Annotated in this window: 13 protein-coding genes and 3 pseudogenes; 11 read left to right on the plus strand and 5 right to left on the minus strand. The window is 73.9% G+C overall.

Going from position 1 to position 15851, the window contains the following annotated elements; all coding sequences use genetic code 11:
* Positions 1-372 precede the first annotated feature (372 nt).
* Positions 373-624 carry a hypothetical protein gene (locus VKA29_RS37020; RefSeq protein WP_420718515.1) on the plus strand — a complete coding sequence of 84 codons (252 nt, stop codon included), beginning with the start codon at positions 373-375 and terminating at the stop codon, positions 622-624.
* On the opposite strand, the pseudogene VKA29_RS17865 reads toward VKA29_RS37020, so the two are convergent.
* A pseudogene (locus VKA29_RS17865) lies at positions 536-748 on the minus strand (transposase); the annotation flags it as partial. The gene VKA29_RS37020 and the pseudogene VKA29_RS17865 overlap by 89 nt on opposite strands.
* A 48-nt stretch (positions 749-796) precedes the next feature.
* Between VKA29_RS17865 and VKA29_RS17870 the strand changes: the two are divergent.
* From VKA29_RS17870 to VKA29_RS17885, 4 genes and pseudogenes are all read left to right on the plus strand, one after another.
* A pseudogene (locus VKA29_RS17870) lies at positions 797-1324 on the plus strand (carbohydrate esterase); the annotation flags it as partial.
* 324 nt (positions 1325-1648) lie between these two features.
* Positions 1649-2107, plus strand: a complete 459-nt coding sequence (locus tag VKA29_RS17875) for a hypothetical protein (protein WP_324786830.1) — start codon at positions 1649-1651, stop codon at positions 2105-2107.
* On the plus strand, positions 2104-2928 hold the full coding sequence (locus VKA29_RS17880) for an isocitrate lyase/phosphoenolpyruvate mutase family protein (protein WP_324786831.1): 825 nt from the start codon (positions 2104-2106) through the stop codon (positions 2926-2928). Before VKA29_RS17875 ends, VKA29_RS17880 begins: the two co-directional genes overlap by 4 nt.
* A gap of 79 nt (positions 2929-3007) precedes the next feature.
* Positions 3008-3454: an ATP-binding cassette domain-containing protein gene (locus VKA29_RS17885; RefSeq protein WP_324786832.1), complete on the plus strand. Its 447-nt coding sequence runs from the start codon at positions 3008-3010 to the stop codon at positions 3452-3454.
* Between the two features lie 269 nt (positions 3455-3723).
* On the opposite strand, the gene VKA29_RS17890 is transcribed toward VKA29_RS17885, so the two are convergent.
* Positions 3724-4308 (minus strand): TetR-like C-terminal domain-containing protein, encoded by a 585-nt coding sequence (locus tag VKA29_RS17890; protein WP_324786833.1) that lies wholly within the window; start codon positions 4306-4308, stop codon positions 3724-3726.
* 271 nt (positions 4309-4579) lie between these two features.
* On the opposite strand from VKA29_RS17890, the gene VKA29_RS17895 reads away from it, so the two are divergent.
* A complete protein-coding gene (locus VKA29_RS17895; RefSeq protein ID WP_324786834.1) occupies positions 4580-5566 on the plus strand; it encodes an alpha/beta hydrolase in 987 nt (328 codons plus the stop codon).
* A gap of 56 nt (positions 5567-5622) precedes the next feature.
* Here the strand turns inward: VKA29_RS17895 and VKA29_RS17900 are convergent.
* Positions 5623-6623 (minus strand): annotated as a pseudogene (locus tag VKA29_RS17900) (beta-galactosidase small subunit family protein); the annotation flags it as partial.
* A gap of 160 nt (positions 6624-6783) precedes the next feature.
* A complete protein-coding gene (locus VKA29_RS17905; protein ID WP_324786835.1) occupies positions 6784-8028 on the minus strand; it encodes a D-arabinono-1,4-lactone oxidase in 1245 nt (414 codons plus the stop codon).
* A gap of 97 nt (positions 8029-8125) precedes the next feature.
* Here VKA29_RS17905 and VKA29_RS17910 point away from each other — a divergent pair, with 97 nt between their 5' ends.
* The 5 genes from VKA29_RS17910 (at position 8126) to rsgA (ending at position 14563) form a co-directional block, all read left to right on the plus strand.
* Positions 8126-9133, plus strand: a complete 1008-nt coding sequence (locus VKA29_RS17910; protein ID WP_324786836.1) for a hydroxyacid dehydrogenase — start codon at positions 8126-8128, stop codon at positions 9131-9133.
* A 164-nt stretch (positions 9134-9297) separates the two neighbouring features.
* Positions 9298-9972, plus strand: coding sequence for a pyridoxamine 5'-phosphate oxidase family protein (locus VKA29_RS17915; RefSeq protein WP_324786837.1), 675 nt, complete (start codon positions 9298-9300; stop codon positions 9970-9972).
* Between the two features lie 57 nt (positions 9973-10029).
* Positions 10030-11376: a radical SAM protein gene (locus VKA29_RS17920; protein ID WP_324786838.1), complete on the plus strand. Its 1347-nt coding sequence runs from the start codon at positions 10030-10032 to the stop codon at positions 11374-11376.
* A gap of 181 nt (positions 11377-11557) precedes the next feature.
* Positions 11558-13048 (plus strand): cellulose-binding domain-containing protein, encoded by a 1491-nt coding sequence (locus VKA29_RS17925; RefSeq protein WP_324786839.1) that lies wholly within the window; start codon positions 11558-11560, stop codon positions 13046-13048.
* 405 nt (positions 13049-13453) lie between these two features.
* On the plus strand, positions 13454-14563 hold the full coding sequence (gene rsgA, locus VKA29_RS17930) for a ribosome small subunit-dependent GTPase A (protein WP_324786840.1): 1110 nt from the start codon (positions 13454-13456) through the stop codon (positions 14561-14563).
* 175 nt (positions 14564-14738) lie between these two features.
* On the opposite strand, the gene VKA29_RS17935 is transcribed toward rsgA, so the two are convergent.
* On the minus strand, positions 14739-15830 hold the full coding sequence (locus VKA29_RS17935) for an endonuclease/exonuclease/phosphatase family protein (RefSeq protein WP_324786841.1): 1092 nt from the start codon (positions 15828-15830) through the stop codon (positions 14739-14741).
* Positions 15831-15851 lie beyond the last annotated feature (21 nt).

The raw sequence follows: 15851 nt of genomic DNA on the forward strand, positions 1-15851 counted from the left end.
GTCGGCTCGCCTACGACACCGTCGCACCGGGGCCATGCACCAGCCGTCACTGCCCCGCAGGCGCGGCACACCGCACACCGACATCCGAGCCGAAGGGCGATCCCGCCATGCCCAGGAACCGCGGACCACCTCTCCCGCGCGGTGCCGCACTCCCCTCCCCACCGCACGTGCACAGCCTTCGAACCTGCACCCCGGACGTGGCCTCCCCGCCGTGTCCCGTCCGGGACGCACGGTTCGGCCTCAGTGGAGCGATCATGCCTGTGGTCCCCACCACGGCACACGCCGCGGCCCCCCGCCTGCCACTGTTCCGGCGTCCAGCAGCGGGGTGCCGGATCCGCCAGCTACAACTTCACCGGCACCTCACGAGTGATCGTGAAGACATCGTCGCTGCAGACCACCGCCGACCTCCTGGCCGACGACCTGCAGTCGGTCACCGGCCACGCCGTGACCGGGGGCACCGGCACACCTGCGGCCGGCGACATCGTCCTGGCCGGTGGATCGCACGGAGCCGAGGGGTACCCGCTGGAGGTCGGCCGGTGGAACGCCGGTGCGCGGTCGGTCCCGACGGGCCGAAGACGGGCGGCAACTGCCGCCAGGTGCAGCCCGTCGTGGCCACGAAGATGATCGCGGCCAGCACCTCGCGATCCCCGTACCGGCGCCGGCCGCCGCCCTGCGGCCGTGACGGAGCAGGTGGGACCACCCGCTGGAACAACTCCCACAACTCGTCCGGAACCATGCGCTCGACCATCACCACACAGCGCAGACTGCCGAGCATCCCAAATGTGACGATGTCTTAGCGGATTCCGATGAGAGTACTGTCAGTTACCTGGGGAACACACAACTGTGGGGTACCGTACAGCCGTTGATCCGCCCCGGCGATCTGGTTCCGATCCAGCTCGTCCACAACGACAAGACGGCCGACGAGGCGACCTACCGCGCCGACCTGGAGACGCTGGTGGGGGGCGTGCGGGAGAAGGGCGGTGAACCGGTGCTGGTGACACCCGTCGTGCGGCGCTGGTCCAACTACGACGGCACCCTGAACAACGACACCGCGCTGCCGGTCAACGGGCCGGGCGTGGACCATCCCGCCTTCGTCCGGTCCGTCGCGGCCGCGGAGGGCGTACCGTTGGTCGGCCTCACGGCCAGGACCAAGGCGCTGGTGGAGTCCCTCGGCGTCGAAGGCTCCAAGTCGATCTGTCTCTGCGACGAGAAGAAGGACAACACCCACACCTCCCTGCACGGCGCGACCGTGTACGCGGGCCTGGTGCGCGACGAACTCGTCGCCCGGCACCTGGTGCCCGAGCGGCTGGTGCGGGTGGGCTGAGACCCTGGGGCGTCCCGACCGGAACCGGGGCGCCCCAGGCCTGACCGGCCGGTGGGGGGAAGAGATCCCCGGGCAAGAGCCGCCGAAGAGATCCTCGATGAGCCGCCGGTGGGAAGCCGGCGGAACAGAGCCGACGCCGAAGGAGAACCCGTGGAACTGCCGCCCGACGACCGTGCTCTCAGCCCGCACACGCCGGCCGGCCTTCCGCTGGACCATCTCCTGCCTTCCCCGGAGGCCGGTGTCCGGCCCCTTCCGGAGGCCGGAGCTCGGCCCAGCACCGACGCTTCGGCCTGGGCCGAAACGACCGGCCCCTAGCGTGGCGTTATGAGTGACAGCGCGCAGGAAACGCCCGCGCAGGCCGTCGTCGGGATGGTCGAGCACGTTCTCGCCCTCGCCGCGACCTGGACGCACTGGGACGGCAGACCGGTACCGGCCGACGACCGTGTGTACACCCCGCACAAGGCGATCCGCCGGGTCGCCGACCACCTCGTCGACCACCTGGCCGAGATGGAGGCCCGCCTGGCGGGCGAGGAGCCGCAGCCGGACCACTGGCACGCGTCCGCCATGACGGTCGAGGCGGACCTCGCCCCCTTCACCCGGCAGGATCTCGACGAGGCCCGCAGTCGGCTCACCCGGCTCGCCCGCATCTGGGCCAACCGCCTCGACGCCCTCGGCGACGACCGACTCGACCACTCGCCGGGGCAGGGCTGGAGCTTCCGCGAACTGGCCCTGCACCTCGCGGGATCCACGTACTACGCCGACGCGCTCGGAGACCTGTCGTGACCGCGTTCGCCGACCTGCACCGGGCCGACGAGCCCCTGCTGCTGCCCAACGCCTGGGACCACGCCTCGGCCGTCGCGCTGGCCGCCCTGGGCTTCCCGGCCGTCGCGACGACGAGCCTGGGTGTCGCCGCGGCCGCCGGACTGCCCGACGGCGCGTCGGCCACCCGCGACGAGACCCTCCGGCTCGCCCTCGTCCTCGGCAGTGAGCCGTTCCTGCTGTCGGTCGACGCCGAGGGCGGCTTCAGCGACGACCCCGACGACGTGGGGGAGTTCGCGCGGCAACTGGCGGCCGTCGGCGCCGTCGGCATCAACGTGGAGGACGGTCTCGGCCCCGTCCGGCGGCACGCCGCGAAGATCGCCGCGGTGAAGGCCGCCGCGCCGGGCCTCTTCGTCAACGCCCGCACCGACACCCACTGGCTCGGCGAGGGAGACGGCACGGACACCCTGCGCCGCCTCGACGCCTACCAGGAGGCGGGCGCCGACGGCGTGTTCGTGCCCGGCCTGACCGACCCCCGGCGGATCGCCGCCCTGGTGCGTCACCTGAACGTGCCCCTCAACGTCCTCTACTCGCCCGCCGGTCCCGCCGTCCCCCGCCTGGCCGACCTCGGCGTGCGCCGCGTCAGCCTCGGCTCCCTGCTGTACCGGCGGGCGCTGGGCGCCGCCCTGGACGCGGTGGCTGACATCCGCGCGGGCAGGACCCCGCGGGGCCGGACACCGTCGTACGCGGACATCGCGCAGGCCGGACGCCGTGGCGACCCGTCACACAGCGGCGCGTCAGCACCGCGTCAGACAGCACCGCGTGGTGAGGCTTGGCAGAGTTGACGTTTTCGTGGGTATCACGCCAGTTGGGACTCATCACCGGCGAGGGACCGACGAACCATGGAGATGGACTAAGGGACCCATGGAAGAACTCCTCGCGATCCGGGCTCACGACGTCACCAGGAGTTTCGGTGACGTCATCGCGCTCGACCGCATCGACCTGCACGTGGCGCAGGGGCGGAATCACGGCCTGGTCGGGCCGAACGGCGCCGGGAAGACGACCCTGCTCGTCCCTGCTGGGGCTCTCGGTCGCCGACAGCGGTCGCCTGGAGGTGCTGGGCACGCCCGCCGGGCGGGCACTCGACGCCCCCGACGGCGTCGCCGGCTTCGTGGACGGTCCCGCTCTCCACCCCTCGCTCACCCCGGGCAGAACCTCGCCGCGCTGGCCGCACTCCGCGGCCACGACACGCGTTCGGCGGCGATCGACGACGTACTCGACGAGGTCGGCCTCACCGGTGTAGCCGACGACCGTACCCGCGGCTTCTCGCTCGGCATGCGCCAGCGGCTCGACTCGCCGCCGCCCTGCTGACCGAGCCCCGGCGGCTCGTCCTCGACGAACCGTCCACCGGCCTCGACCCGGCGGGCTCGAAGCCCGGCCTGGTACGAGCGGTACGACTGGACGAAGCCCTACCCCGGTGAGAAGAAGATCTACGCTCCGCGGAACGTGCCGGACGCGTTCATCCCGTCGGCGGAGAACGACGGCTGACGCAGGCCGGCCGCCACAGCCCGATCGCGTCAACGGCCCCCTGCCCGGCGTCACCGCCGGCCAGGGGGCCGCCTTCGTCGTCGTGGTGGACTTCAGCCCGGGTCCTCGTCCCCTCGCGGCCAGTTCTCCAGCAGTACGTGCAGTGCGTCGACGGCCCTGTCCCAGGACCTGCGCACGTCGCGCGGGGCGCCGAAGCCCCCGGAGGCCTCCAGGGCGCAGTAGCCGTGGAAGGTGCTGCGCAGCAGGCGGACCGCGTCGGTGAGGTCGGGTTCCTCCAGCCCGTAGGCGCGGAGCATGCCGTAGGTGATCTCGGCGGTGCGGGCCAGGACGGGGGAGGCGGCGACGAGGGCCTGGTCGATCCGTATCTGGGTGGCGGCGTAACGGCCCGGCCGCTCCAGGGCGTACGCGCGGTAGGCGCCCGCGAAGGCCGCCAGCGCGTCCTTGCCGGCCCGGCCCGCGACGGCCGCGGCGATCCGGTCGACCATCTCCGCCCCGGCGTAGAACGCCAGGCGGGTGCGCAGGTCCTGGAGGTTCCGCACGTGCGAGTACAGGCTCGCGTCCTTGACCCCGAAGTGCCGGGCCAGCGCGGACAGGGTCACGTTCTCGAACCCGGCCTCGTCCGCGAGGTCGGCGGCCGCGGCGACGAGCCGCTCGGCGGTGAGTCCAGCGCGGGCCATGGGCGACCTCCGGAATGAACCTAGGGTTCCTAGGCCGAACCCTAGTGCACGCAGGCGGCGCCTGGCCTGCGGGATCCGGCTTCGGGATCCGGGCTCCGGGATCCGGGCTCCGGGATCCGGCTCCGGGATCTGGCTCCAGGATCCGGGCTCCGGGATTTTGCCGAACCGGCAACAGCCCTCGCGGCGGCCCGCGTTCCTGCCGAAGGATCGTCATGCGCACCCGACACCCGCAGCCGGATCGACGGTACGGAATCGACAGCACGGAGGAGCCATGCCGCAGTCCGCCCGGGCCACGGGTCCCACCCATCGTCTGGTCCCCTCGCCCGCCGGCCGGATCCACCTGGTGGAGCAGGGCACCGGGCCGCTGGTGCTGCTGGTGCACGGGTTCCCCGAGTCCTGGTACTCCTGGCGCCACCAGCTGCCGGTGCTGGCCGCGGCCGGCCACCGCGCGGTCGCCGTCGACGTCCGCGGCTACGGGCGTTCCTCCGGGCCGGAGGAGGTGGCCGCGTACCGGATGCTCGACCTGGTCGAGGACAGCGTCGCCGTGGTGCGGTCGCTCGGCGAGGAGACCGCGGTGATCGTCGGGCACGACTGGGGGGCGGGCATCGCCGCGCACTCCGCCCTCCTCGGACCGGACGTCTTCCGCGCGGTCGCACTGCTCAGCGTCCCCTACACGCCACCCGGCGGTCCGCGGCCCAGCGAGGTCTTCGCCCGGATGGGCGGGGACGAGGAGCTGTACGTCTCCTACTTCCAGGAGCCCGGCCGGGCGGAGGCCGAGATCGAACCCGACGTCCGCGGCTGGCTGGCCGGCTTCTACGCCGCCTTCTCCGGCGACACCATGCCCGCACCCGGTGCCCCGGACCCGCACTTCGTCAGCCGCGGGGGGAGGCTGCGCGACCGGTTCCCCGCCGGCCGGCTGCCCGCCTGGCTCGGCGAGCACGGACTCGACTTCTACGCGGGGGAGTTCGAGCGGACCGGTATGCGCGGCGCGCTCAACCGCTACCGGAACATGGACCGGGACTGGGAGGACCTCGCCGACTTCCACGGCAAGCCCCTCACCCAGCCGTCCCTCTTCGTCGGCGGAGCACTGGACGCCTCCACCACCTGGCTGGCCGAGGCGATCGACGCGTACCCCACCACCCTGCCCGGCCTGGTGTCCTCGCACATCCTCGACGGCTGCGGCCACTGGATCCAGCAGGAACGCCCCGAACAGGTCAACGACCTGCTGACCGCCTGGCTGACGACCCTGCGCGGCTGAGCGGTACGGGACACCGCCGCGGCCGGCCGGCCGCGGCGGTGCCGAGGGCGTCCGGGTCAGTCGGCCTGCGAGAAGACGAACGAGAACTCCGTCGGCTCGGGGTGCAGGAAGTACCGCGGCAACGGGCCGGGACCGCAGGACTGGGAGCCGATGCCGTGCTGGCGGTGGTCGAGGTTGACCCACACGGTGTCGCCCGGGGTGAGGTCGCTCAGGTGCCGGGCCGCGTCCAGCTGCTCGGTCGTCCAGCGCCGGGCGGTGTGAAGGAGAACTCCGGGTCGCCGTCGACGCGCAGGCCGCCGAGCCGGGCCCAGCGGACGTCGGCGCGGGCGCCGTTCTCCTGCGGGCGGGCCGGACGTACGGCGTCTGCAGGTCGTCGACCGTGGACGTCCAACGGCCCAGGCGGGACGCCGGCCTGGTGTCGGGGTACGCCTCGCCGGGGCCGCCGCCGTGCCACGTCACCGAGTCCGCCTCGGCCAGGCCGAAGCGGATGCCCAGCCGCGGCAGCGGCACCGTCCAGTCCCCCTCGGGGGTCACCGAAACCGTCAGCCGCAGCCGGCTGCCGTCGGACGTCCAGCGGTACACGGCGTCCAGGCCCACCTCCCAGGCGGCCGGCGCCACCCGGGTCCGCACGGTGAGCGCGTCGTCGCCCGGCTCCACGGCGTCCAGCCGGTGCCGCATGCGGCGCAGGCCGAACTCGCGCCACAGCGGCCCGAACCGGACGTCGCTCTGCCAGGAGGCGCCGTCGTCGTTGTCGGTGGGCGCCCGCCAGACGTTCGAGCCGCAGGCCGGTGACCTGGACGCCGCCGACGGCCCGCAGCGCGCCGGTGCGGGCGCCGAAGGAGGCCGGACCGAGCGTGATCAGCCGCTCGGCGAGGACGGGGCGGGCGGTGGCCGCGACGGACGGCGCCGGACGCGCCGCCACCGGTACCTGGCCCCACGCCACCTCGTGCCCCCGGGGCGCCCACGCGGTGCCGGCGGCCAGCAGCGCCCGCACCGTCCACCGCGTCTCCGCGCCGCCGGCCGCCTCCGCGGGCGGCTCGGGCAGTTGCGGCTGAGCCCGGTGGCGGCCGCCAGCTCCTGCCGGGAGACCTTCGACAAGGGTTAGGGAAGGGGCTGAAGAAAGTGCGGGGCCGATCCGGCTCAGCTGTGGCCCGGCGCGGTCCCGCGCAGGCCCGGCCGGGTGCGCCCCAGGCCGGACGGTGCAGGGCCGGAGGGTCTCAGAGGCTCAGCACATCCTGCACGAAGGCGTTGGCGAACTTGCCGCCGGGGTCGAGGGCGGTCGCCAGGTCCCGGAAGTCGGGCAGCCGCGGGTACCTCGCGCGCAGGGCGGGCGCCGGGACGGTGAACAGCTTGCCCCAGTGCGGCCGCGCGCCGAAGGCGTCCAGCGCCTCCTCCACCCGCCGCACGGCCGGCAGTACCGCCGCGGTGTCCGCCACCCAGGTGAAGTGCAGCGCGACCGAGTCACGTCCGTGCGCCGGGCTGAGCCACTGCGCGTCGGCGGCCACCGTGCGCACCTCGCACGTCTGCAGGACGGGGGCGACATGGGCCCGGACGGCGTCGAGCGCGTGCAGCGCGTCGAGGGCGTGCGGCAGCGGCAGCAGGTACTCGGACTGCAGCTCGTCCCCGCTGCTCGGGGTGAACTCGGCCCGGAAGTGCGGCAGCCGCTCGTGCCACGGCCCCGGCACCCCGAACTGCTCGGTGCAGTTGGCCGCGGGCATGCCCGGCACCGGGTGCATCGGCTCGGTGGCGGGCGCGGCCCAGGGGAAGGCGGACGCCGGCCGGTCGGTGCGCCGCTTCAGCCACACCTGACGGAAGCCGGGCTCCCGCCAGTCGGTGAACAGGCTGACGCTGTACGCCGAGGCCGCGACCTCGCCGAAGTCCAGCCCCACCAGCGGCAGTTCGGTGAAGACGTACTGCTCGACCCGGTACGCCGGCTCCAGGTCGAGGGTGAGGGCGGTGACGACGCCGAGGGCGCCGAGGGAGGTCACGGCGCCGCCGAAGCGGGCGTCGCCGCGGGCGATCCGCACCGTCGAACCGTCCGCCGTGACCAGCTCCACCTCGCGCACCGGCGCCGCCAGCGAGCCGCCCGCGATCCCCGAGCCGTGCGTGCCGGTGGCGACCGACCCGGCCACCGAGATGTGCGGCAGCGACGCCATGTTGGGCAGCGCCAGCCCGTGGGCGTGCACCGCGCGCGCCAGTTCGGCGTACCGGACGCCGCCCGAGACCCGCACCGTACGGGCCGCCCGGTCCACGTCGATCTCGGGCGGCAGGCCGGCGACCGACAGCAGGACGCCCCCGGCGCCCGGCTCGGCGATCAGGTTGAAGGAGTGCCCGCTGCCGAGCACCCGCACCTTCCGGCTGCCGGCCACCAGGGCCCTGAGTGCGTCGAGCGAGCGCGGCCGGTGCAACTCCCCGACCGTGTAGGTGATGTTGCCCGCCCAGTTGGTGACCGTCTCCGACATCCCTGCCGTCCCTCCCGCGGAAGTGCGTGTGCGTTGACCCTCTCATCCGCCGCCACCTACCGTGGGAAGCGGTTTCCCCACCGGAAGGTCACTCGCCTTGCCCGAGCGTCCGCACGCCCTGTTCGCCATGACCGCCGTGAACGTTCCCCAGGTCTTCCCCGCCGAGGTGCTGGCCCGGCTGCGGGCGAGCGTCGACATCGACCCCGGCGTGGTGGCCGAGGACCTCACCGCGCCGGGCGTCCGCGAGGCACTCGCCCGCGCCGAGATCCTCGTCACCGGGTGGGGCTGCCCCCGGCTGGACGCGGCCGTCCTCGACGCCGCCCCGAGGCTGCGCGCGGTGCTGCACACGGCCGGCTCGGTCAAGGGCTTCGTCACCCCCGAGCTCTGGCGGCGCGGCGTCGCGGTCTCCTCGGCGGCCGACGTCAACGCCGTGCCGGTCGCCGAGTACACCCTCGCCGTGATCCTGCTGGCCGGCAAGGACGTCTTCGCCCGGCGCGAGCGCCTGCGCGCCGAGCGTGCCTCGCCCGGCTGGGGCCTCGTCCCCGGCATCGGCAACAACGGCCGCCGCGTCGGCGTGATCGGCGCCTCCCGGACCGGCCGTCGCGTCATCGAACTGCTGCGCCCCTTCGACCTGCGGGTGAGCCTCACCGACCCCTACGTGGACGAGGCCGGCGCCGCCGCGCTCGGCGTCCCGCTGCTGCCGCTCGACGAGTTGCTGCGCACCTCGCGGACCGTCACGCTGCACGCCCCCGCCACCCCCGAGACGCACCGGATGATCGGCCGCCGTGAGCTGGCCCTGATGCCGGACGGGGCGGTGCTGATCAACACCGCGCGCGGAGCCCTCGTCGACCACGACGCCCTCGCCGGTGAACTGCGCGCCGGCCGCCTCACCGCGATCCTCGACGTCACCGACCCCGAGCCGCTGCCCGCGGACTCCCCCCTGCTCGACCTGCCGGGCGCCTTCGTCACCCCGCACCTCGCGGGTTCCCAGGGCAACGAGCTGGCCCGCCTCGGCGCGTCGGTGGCCGCGGAGGCCGAGCGCCTGGTGGCGGGCCGGGGCTTGGCGCACGCGGTGGACCCGACGACGCTGGAGCGGGAGGCGTGAGGGGCGGCGTCCGGTCCACGGAGGCGCGGAGCCGGGATCCGAGGCGCTGCGGCACGCGTCGGCGGCCGTGGTGTTGATGCGGATTTCGTTGTGCTGGGCAAGTCCTGGCGATGCTATCGACTTGATGATGGTCAGTCTCGTACGGAATCGGTAGTCTGCGGCGCATGACGTCCACGCAGTTGCCCGCCGTCCTTCCCGAGACCGATGTGACCCGGCACCGCCGCCTGCGCGAGCAGGGGAGCCGGAAGCGGGCCGACCTGGAGGCGATCCTGGACGCCGGGTTCGTCTGCCATCTCGGAGTGGTGGTGGACGGGCGGCCGATGGTCGTGCCGACCGTGTACGGGCGGGACGAACGGGAGCTCTACGTCCACGGCTCCGTGGCCAGCCGCAGCCTCGCCGGCGACACCCCGGTCTGCGTCACCGTCACGCACGTCGACGGGCTGGTCCTCGCCCGGTCCGTCTTCGAGCACGGCGTCAACTACCGCAGCGCGATGATCCACGGCATCCCCCGCAAGGTCACCGACCCCGACGAGAAACTCGAGGGCCTGCGCCGGCTCACCGAGCACTCGGCGCCGGGGCAGTGGGCGTACGCCCGGCAGCCCAGCCGCAAGGAACTCGCCGCGACCGTCCTGCTCGCCCTCAGCCTCGAACAGGCTTCCGTCAAGATCCGCGCCGGCGCCCCCGACGACGGCGACGGACCCGACGCGGGGCTCGGCCTGTGGGCCGGCACCCTGCCGCTGACCTCGATGTGGGGCGCCCCCGTGGCCGACCCGCTGCTGCCCCCGGACATCGCCCCGCCCGCGCACGTCGTACGGCGCGGGGGGACCCGGCACGGCTGACCCCGAGACGGGGGCTACCGTGAGGAGTCGTATGTCCGAGCGTTGAGGAGAGTCGGGATGGGCAGCCGTACCGCGCTGGTCGAGGATCTGATGGAGCGGTTCCCGCACGTGCCGCGGGAAGCCGTCTTCAAGGAGGACCTGCTGCGCGGCGGTGTCGCCTTCGACCCGTCCGCGCTCAGCGACAACGAGGGCGGCGAGGTCAAGCCGAAGTCGTACTTCATCTTCTCCTTCGACCACGGCACCCTGCCCGAACTCGGCGAGGCCGCGCTCCGCCGCCCGCCGGAGGAGATCATCCTCACCGGCGGCCCGTACGGCCTGCGCCGCACCGTCGTCTCCGTGCGCGTCAACCCGTCCTCGCCGTACCGCGTCGCCGCCGACGAGGAGGGCGTGCTCGGGCTCTACCTCGACGGCAGGCGGATCTCCGACGTGGGCGTGCCGCCCATGCCCGAGTACTACCGGCACACCCTCGCGAGCGGGAAGTCGGTGATGGAGGTCGCCCCCACCATCCAGTGGGGCTACCTGATCTACCTGACCGTCTTCCGTGTCTGCCAGTACTTCGGCGCCAAGGAGGAGTGCCAGTACTGCGACATCAACCACAACTGGCGCCAGCACAAGGCGGCCGGGCGCCCGTACACCGGCGTCAAGGACGTGGAGGAGGTGCTGGAGGCGCTGGAGATCATCGACCGCTACGACACCCAGAAGGCCTCCACCGCCTACACGCTCACCGGCGGTGCGATCACCAAGACCGTCGCCGGGCGCGACGAGGCCGACTTCTACGGCCACTACGCCAAGGCCATCGAGGAGCGCTTCCCGGGCCGCTGGATCGGCAAGGTCGTCGCGCAGGCGCTGCCGAAGCCGGACGTGCAGCGGTTCAAGGACTACGGCGTGCAGATCTACCACCCCAACTTCGAGGTGTGGGACCGCCGCCTGTTCGAGCTGTACTGCCCCGGCAAGGAGCGCTACGTGGGCCGCGACGAGTGGCACCGCAGGATCCTCGACTCCGCCGACGTCTTCGGCGCGCGCAACGTCATCCCCAACTTCGTGGCGGGCGTGGAGATGGCCGAGCCCTTCGGCTTCACCACGGTCGACGAGGCCATCGCGTCCACGACCGAGGGCCTGCGCTTCTTCATGTCGCACGGCATCACGCCCCGCTTCACCACCTGGTGCCCGGAGCCCACGACCCCGCTCGGCAAGGCCAATCCGCAGGGCGCCCCGCTGGAGTACCACATCCGCCTGCTTGAGGCCTACCGCGCCACCATGGAAGACTTCGGCCTGTCCTCCCCGCCCGGCTACGGCCCGCCCGGACCCGGCCGTGCCGTCTTCTCCGTCAGCTCCTTCATGGACAGCCTCCCGGCGGACGAAGCGGCGGCGGACGAAGCGGCGGACGAACCCGCGGAGGTGTGACCCGGTCGCGGCGGACGGCGGGGGCCCTCGACGGGCAACCGCCGGCAACCGGTTACCGGATGCCAAGCAACCGCTTGTCAGTTGTGTGGAAAACGTGAAAAGCTCTTGCTCTGCCCCGAGGTTCCCCCCAACTCCGTTGCCAGTATGGTGAGTTGACCTCGCTTGTGGATGCAGGAGACCCATGCTCGACCTGCCGACCCCGAAGGGCGCCGCTGAGGCCGCGCTCTTCTCGGAGTGCTGGGACGCGGTGCTTTCCTACGCCGATCTGTGCACCTCCGGATCCGCCGCTGCCACGCAGCTGGCCAGGGAGGCGTTCGCACTCGGTACAGGTGAGGCCCGCGCCGCCGACGCCGGCGCCGCCCGAGGCACCGGCCGCCGCCCGTCCCGACTGCCCGCCATCCCGCGGATGCTGACCGCCGTACGCACCACCGCGGCGGCCTGGGAGGCCGCCGGACGAGGCCACGACCTCGACCCCGACCTGCGGCTGTGGCTCAACTCCGACAAGGCCGCCCGCTACAACGGCCCCCCGCTGCAGCGCCCGCTCGCCCTGCGCGGCCTGCGCGACCTCCAGGAGGCGGACGCCACGCTGCTGTGGCTGGCGGAGGTGGAGGCGCTGCCCCGGTCCGTGGTGGCCCGCCGGCTCGGCCTCGACCCGGCCGCCGTCGGCGGCGAACTCGACCAGGTGCGCGGCCTGTTCCGCGACCGCTGCCACCGCAACCACCTCGACACGCCGATGGACGCGAGCTGCCGCAGCTACGCCCGCCTCCTCGACGCCGTCACCCGGTCGCCCGCCGCCGACATCCCCGCCGACCTCTCGCGCCACCTCGCCACGTGCGTGGAGTGCGCCGAGGCCGCCGCCTGCCTGCGCCCGCACGGCGGGCAACTGCCCGCCGCCCTGGCCGGCGGCGTGATCGGCTGGGGCGGCCTGGCCTACCTGGAGCGCCGCCGCCGCGCCGCCGAGGTGCGCCTGGGCGCCGGGCGGCCGGAGCAGGCCGACGGCGAGGACCGCGAACCGCGGCCCGGAGCGCAGCGGGCCCGCCTGGTGCGCCACGGGCTCCTCGCCGCGGCCGTCCTGGTGTCGCTGGTGGCGCTGGCCGTGTCGATGATGCCGTTCGGCGGCGCGGACGACGACGCCGCCACCGCCGACACGTCCGACCGGCAGCCGGTCGCGGTCCCGAACCCGTCCCTGCCGCCCGGCGCCGGTTCGTCCGCCTCGGCCACCGCGCCCACCCTGGCGCCCGCGACCGCGACCGCGACCGCGACGCCGACGGGCGGCGACCACAATCCGGACCCGGAACCGCAGGGCACCTCCGAGTCCACGGCCGGTGGCGGCGGCGCGCCGTCCGGCGGGGACGCGACCTGCACGGCCGCCTTCGACCTGGTGAACTCCTGGCCCGACGGCTTCCAGGCCACCGTCTCGGTGACCACCGAGGACGCCCTCGACGGCTGGCGCGTGGCCTGGTCGTTCCGGGACGGCCAGAGGGTCGGCCAGATGTGGGACGCGAGCTTCGCCCAGAACGGCTCCCGCGTCACCGCCACCGCCGCCGACTACAACAGGTCCGTCCCCGCCGGGGGAACCCTCACCTTCGGCTTCCTCGCCTCCTGGCAGAGCAGGAACTCTCCGCCGTACCACTTCGAGCTCAACGGACACGCCTGCGCGAAAGCCGGCTGACGTACGGGTCCGGCCGGGCGCTCCACCTGAGCCACTCGCGGTGCCGGGGGACCGGCCGGCCGGCACCGCATCATGCCGGCCGGGTGAGGCCCGGCCGCCGACGGTCCGGCCCCGCCGACGGCCCGGCCCCGCCGACGGTCCGGGCCCCGCCGTCCGGCAGGGCGGCTCGGACAGCCGCGGAAAACCGGTGGCGGGTGGTCGGTGAGGGGCTGTAGCGTCTGCGCTGTTGGCCGAGTGGTCCGCGTGGTCCGCCCTCGGGGGCGACCGTACGAGCGATGAGGAGGTGTTGACCGATGACTGTCACTGCGATGGGCGCTGCCCGCATCCAGCTCATCACGTCCACCTCCGTGGCCGCCGGCTGACGACCAGACACCTCGCCGGGGCCACCCTGTGAAGGGTTCCCCCTTGACTTCCCGCTCCGCTTCTTCCGCTTCTCCAGTTTTCTCCGCGCTCGCTCCCTACGGCTGGGACGAGGCATGGGCGACCGCGTTCGCCCCGTACGACACCGAAGGACTGCTGCCCGGCCGGGTGATCCGCGTCGACCGCGGCCAGTGCGACGTCGTCACCGCCGACGGCGTCCTGCGGGCCGACACCGCCTTCGTCACCCCGCACGACCCGCTGCGGGTCGTGTGCACCGGCGACTGGGTCGCCGTGGAACCCGCCGGCGACCCGCGCTACGTGCGGACGTACCTGCCGCGCCGCACCGCGTTCGTGCGCTCCACCTCCTCCAAGCGGTCCGAGGGACAGATCCTCGCCGCCAACGTCGACCACGCCATCGTCGCCGTGTCGCTCGCCGTCGAGCTCGACCTCGGCCGCATCGAGCGGTTCCTCGCCCTGGCCTGGGAGTCCGGGGCGCAGCCGCTGGTCGTGCTGACCAAGGCCGACCTGGTGCCCGACCCGGTCACCCGCGCCCACCTCGTGCAGGACGTGGAACTGTCGGCGCCCGGCGTGCCCGTGCTGGCGGTCAGCGCCCTGGACGGGGACGGCCTCGACGTCCTCGTCGCCACCGTCTCCGGCGGCACCTCCGTGCTGCTCGGCCAGTCCGGCGCCGGCAAGTCCACCCTCGCCAACGCGCTCCTCGGCGCCGACGTGATGGAGGTGCGCGCCACCCGGGACGTCGACGGCAAGGGACGGCACACCACCACCACCCGCAACCTGCTCGCGCTGCCCGGCGGCGGCGTCCTCATCGACACCCCGGGGCTTCGGGGCGTCGGGCTCTGGGACGCCGGCGGCGGGGTCGGGCAGGTCTTCACCGAGATCGAGGAACTCGCCGCACGGTGCCGCTTCCACGACTGCGCGCACGAGGCCGAACCGGGCTGCGCGGTGCGCTCCGCCGTGGACAGCGGTGAGCTTCCCGCCCGGCGGCTGGACAGCTACCGCAAGCTGATGCGGGAGAACCAGCGGATCGTGGCCAAGACCGACGCCCGCGTCCGCGCCGAACTGCGCCGGGAGTGGAAGCGCCGGGGCGCCGAGGGGAGGGCGGCGATGGAGGCGAAGCGGGGAAACCGGCGGTGAGGTGAGGCCGCGGCTCCGGTGGTGGGGCCGCGACTTCGGTGGTGGGGCCGCGACTTCGGTGGTGAGGGCGCGAGTCCGGTGGTGGGGCCGCGCCCTCACCGCCGGGCGCGACCGCCCTCACCGCCGGCCGCGCCCGTTGCCCCCGGGCTGCCTGCCGTCCGGCAGGATGCGCGGTTCACCAGCTGATTCGGGCCGCCACCGGCAAGTGGTCGCTGCCGGTGGTCGGCATCACCCGCGAGCTGTCCGCCGCAACGCCGCGGACCAGGATCTCGTCGATCCGCGCCACCGGGAACTTCGCCGGCCAGGTGAAGCCGAAGCCGTCCCCGGCCGCGTCCTGGGCCGAGCGCATCCGTGCGGTGAGGTCGGCGAACGCGCGGTCGTCCAGGGTGCCGTTCAGGTCGCCGAGCAGGACCACCCGCCCGTTCCGCTCGGCCGCGAGGGCCTCGCCTAGCGCCCGCGCGCCCCGGTCCCGCTGGGCCGTCGCGAAACCCGACCGGGGATTCACCCGTACGGACCCCAGGTGGGCCACGTAGATCGCCAGCGGCCCCCGGCCCGTGGCCACGGTGGTGCGCAGCGCCCGGTTGTCGGCCGGCTTGACGTCGGCCGGTTTGGTGGCCGCGAGCGGTCCGTAGTCCATCCCGGCGTCGACCGGCCGGGTGTCCGACAGCGGCAGCCTGCTCCACAGCCCGACCGTGCCCTGCACCGTGTGGTACGGGTACGTCTTCGCCAGCTCCCGCTCGTAGGTGCCCCGGGCCCGCGGGGTCAGTTCCTCCAGCGCCAGCACGTCCGCGCCGGAGGCGGCCAGGTCGCGGGCGGTGCCGGCCGGGTCGGGGTTGTCGGCGCCGACGTTGTGACTGACCACGGTGAGGTCGCCGCCCGGGCGGGACTTGTCGCCGAGCAGCCCGCCGAAGAGGTCGAACCAGACGACGGCCGGCAGCAGCAGCGCGGCCACCGCGGAGGCGGAGCGGCGCCACAGCGCCCCGGCCAGCAGCACCGGGACCATCAGGCCGAACCACGGCAGGAAGGTCTCCACCAGGCTGCCGAGACCCCCGATCCGGTTCGGGATCTCCGCGTGCAGCAGCAGGATCAGACCCAGCAGCAGCGCCGCCGCGGCGAACACCGGGCCGCGTTTCCAGGGCCCCGGCCGGAGGACTCCGCCGACCGCCCGGCGGACGCGGGCGCGCCAGGACGGCCGGTTCCGGTACGTCGTGGAAGGGCGGAGGGGGCGGCGGGTCGCCGGGCGGGCCGGTGACGGGTTTCGCGTCATGCCGCCAGTCAAGGCAGCCCG

The sequence above is a fragment of the Streptomyces sp. H51 genome (assembly GCF_035656535.1).
Taxonomy (GTDB): domain Bacteria; phylum Actinomycetota; class Actinomycetes; order Streptomycetales; family Streptomycetaceae; genus Streptomyces.